The sequence below is a fragment of the Streptomyces sp. NPDC029014 genome, assembly GCF_055564695.1.
This window is the reverse complement of the sequence record NZ_JBVHVT010000197.1, coordinates 1-2,621: the sequence shown is the minus strand read 5'-3', so window position 1 is coordinate 2,621 and position 2,621 is coordinate 1. Positions and strand designations below refer to the sequence as shown.

Genomic DNA, 2,621 nt, shown 5'->3' with positions numbered 1-2,621 from the left:
TTTCTTTCCGTAGAGGGTAAGTGTGGGGGTTCCCCCTGGGGGGAAGGAGTGTGGGGGGGGGGGAAACCCCCCAAAACGGGTTTTCCGTCGAGGGTGGGGGGGGGGGGGGGGGGGGGGGCCCCCCCCCCCCCCCCCCCCACACAGGAGCGGACGACCGAAGGGTGTGTGATGGGCGGGCTGGACGTACGGATGCGGGGTGTCGCCTGCCGGCACGGCCGGGTGGAGGCCGTTTCCGACGTGGATCTGGAGATCGCCGCGGGCGAGAAGGTCGCGCTGACCGGGACCAACGGCTCGGGCAAGACCACCCTGCTGCGTGCCGTCCTCGGCCTGCACCGCCAGGTCACGGGGTCGATCCTGGTCGGCGGCCGGGACACCCGCTCCGCAGCGGAGTGGGCGTGGCGGCGCCGGGCCTGCACCTGGATCCCCCAGAAGCCCGCCGCGGGCCGGTTCCCGCTGCTCGGCGAGGAGCTGCTGGCCAGTAGCGCCGCGCCGTCCGATGCCGCCGATGCGGCGGACCGGCTCGGGGTGGGCCGGCTGACCGGGCGGCCGCTGGACACGCTGTCCGGGGGCCAGTTGCAGCGCATGTACCTGGCCAGGGCGATCGGCTGCGTGGCCGCCGGGGCCGAGGTGCTGCTGGCCGACGAGCCGACCGCCGCACTCGATTTCGACGGGCAGGCGGAGGCCGCCGACGTCCTGACCTCGCTGCCGGTGACGCTCGTCGTCGTGACCCACGACCGGGCCCTCGCGGACCGCTGCGACCGGGTCCTGGAGATGGCTGCGGGCCGGCTGCGGGAGGTACGGTGACCGCCCTCGCCAGCGCCGACCTCGGCGCGCTGCTCCAGCTGGTACCCGTACAGCGGGCCGGGGCGGCCCTGCTGCTCGCCGCGATCGGCCTGCCGGTCGTCGGGGTCGTCATCGTGGGGCTCGACATCATGCCGGTGCGGTTCGCGATGATGCACGTCGCCCTGCTGGGCATCGCCGTCGGACTCCTCACCGGGCTCGACCCGATGCTGTGCGCGCTCGTCGCCTGCGCCCTGGCCGGTGCGGGCGTGGCCCCCCTCGCCCGCACACCGGACGGCCTGTCCGGCGCGATGGGCCTGTTGATGAGCCTCGCCATCGCGGCGGCACTGCTGTTGCTCGCCGTGTCCGGTGTCAACGCCTCCGGGGCGTTCGCCCTGCTGTGGGGGTCGATCCTGTCCGTCGGCACCCCCGACCTCGTCGTCCTGGGCGTGCTCGCCGTGCTCGTGCCGGGCCTGTTCTGGTGGAAGCGGCGCGACATCGGCCTCCTGCTGTACGACCGTGAACTCGCCCAGTGCTCCGGCGTCGCCGTACGGGCCCTGACCGCAGCGCTGCTGGTGCTGGTCGCGGTCGCGGTCGCCGGGGCCATCAAGCTGACCGGGGCGCTGCTCGTCGACGCCCTGACCCTGCTGCCCGCACTCGCCGCCCGGCGGCTGGGCAGCTCGCTGAGGTCGATCACCTTCTGGGCGATCGGCATCGGCGTGACCGTGAACCTGACGGGATTCCTCGTGGCCCTGTGGCTCGACTGGCCGCCCGGCCCGGTCCTCGTCCTGACGGCGGGAGCACTCGTCCTCGCCGTCCATCTCATATCCGAACGGAGAACCAGCCCATGGCGCGCACCCGCGTCCCCATCCCTTCCCTCCTCGCACTGAGCGCGGTCACGCTGGCCCTCGTCACCGGCTGCGGCAAGGGCGACGACACGTCGTCCGCCGCCGCGTCGGGCGCCCCCGGGGCCGGGAAGAAGCCCGTGGTGGTCGTCACCACCACCTGGGAAGGCGCCTTCGCCAAGGCGGCGGGCGCCGAGGACGTCAAGGTCATCGTTCCCCAGTCCGTCCACCACGCCCCTGACTACGACCCCAAGCCCTCGGACCTCGCCGCCGTGGCCAAGGCCGACTTCGTGCTGTACGCGCCCTTCGAGCCGTACGCCGCGAAGATCAAGGAGGCCGCCGGTTCCAAGGCGAAGCTGGTCGAGGTGAACCTCGACAACGACCCCGACAAGGTCAAGGACGAGGTGGACAAGCTGGGCGGGCTCTTCGGCACGGCCGACGCCGCGACCGCGTGGAAGACCGGCTTCGACGCCGAGTACGGGAAGCTGAACAAGGACATCCAGGCCGCCTGGCCCGGCGGCAAGAGCCCGAACGTCGTCACCCAGGTCTTCACCGCCTGGTCGGCGAAGCTCGCCGGTGCCACCACCGTGGGCACGTACGGGCCCGAGGCCGTCACCCCCGCGCAGCTCGCCGAGCTCTCCGCGAAGAAGCCGGCGCTGGTCCTCGACAACGCCCACATGTCGACCGGGACGGTGCTGCCCGACTCCGGCGCCAAACAGATCAAGATCGTCAACTACCCGGGTGAGGACCTCGACCTGCTGCCGGTCTACCGCAACGCCGCGGCCGAACTGAAGACGGCGATGAGCGCCTCCTGATCGTCGGCGCCGGGACCGGCGCCGGTCCCGGTCCCGGTCGCGATCGCGGGGCGGGCCCGGACGACGCGGACGGGGGGGGGGGGGGGGGGGGGGGGGGGGGGGGGGGGGGGGGGGGGGCGCCCGCCCCTCCCCCTTCCTACTTCGCCCCTTTGGCACTCACCCCACCCTACCGCCTGCGCAC

General features: G+C 73.4%; 3 protein-coding genes. All 3 read left to right on the top strand.

All coding sequences use genetic code 11. The annotated features are described in order from the left end of the window. Nucleotides 1-168: 168 nt before the first annotated feature. From ACZ4VL_RS40355 to ACZ4VL_RS40345, 3 genes are read left to right on the top strand one after another with little or no spacing between them, the layout of a single operon-like run. The gene (locus ACZ4VL_RS40355) at nt 169-804 is read left to right on the top strand and encodes an ATP-binding cassette domain-containing protein (protein ID WP_404236140.1); all 636 of its coding nucleotides are present in this window, start codon (nt 169-171) and stop codon (nt 802-804) included. Beyond that, nucleotides 801-1,670: a metal ABC transporter permease gene (locus ACZ4VL_RS40350; protein ID WP_468210955.1), complete on the top strand. Its 870-nt coding sequence runs from the start codon at nt 801-803 to the stop codon at nt 1,668-1,670. The genes ACZ4VL_RS40355 and ACZ4VL_RS40350 overlap by 4 nt, the downstream gene beginning before the upstream one ends. Beyond that, nucleotides 1,628-2,440 carry a metal ABC transporter solute-binding protein, Zn/Mn family gene (locus ACZ4VL_RS40345; RefSeq protein ID WP_468210952.1) on the top strand — a complete coding sequence of 271 codons (813 nt, stop codon included), beginning with the start codon at nt 1,628-1,630 and terminating at the stop codon, nt 2,438-2,440. The genes ACZ4VL_RS40350 and ACZ4VL_RS40345 overlap by 43 nt, the downstream gene beginning before the upstream one ends. The last annotated feature ends 181 nt before the right edge of the window (nt 2,441-2,621 follow it).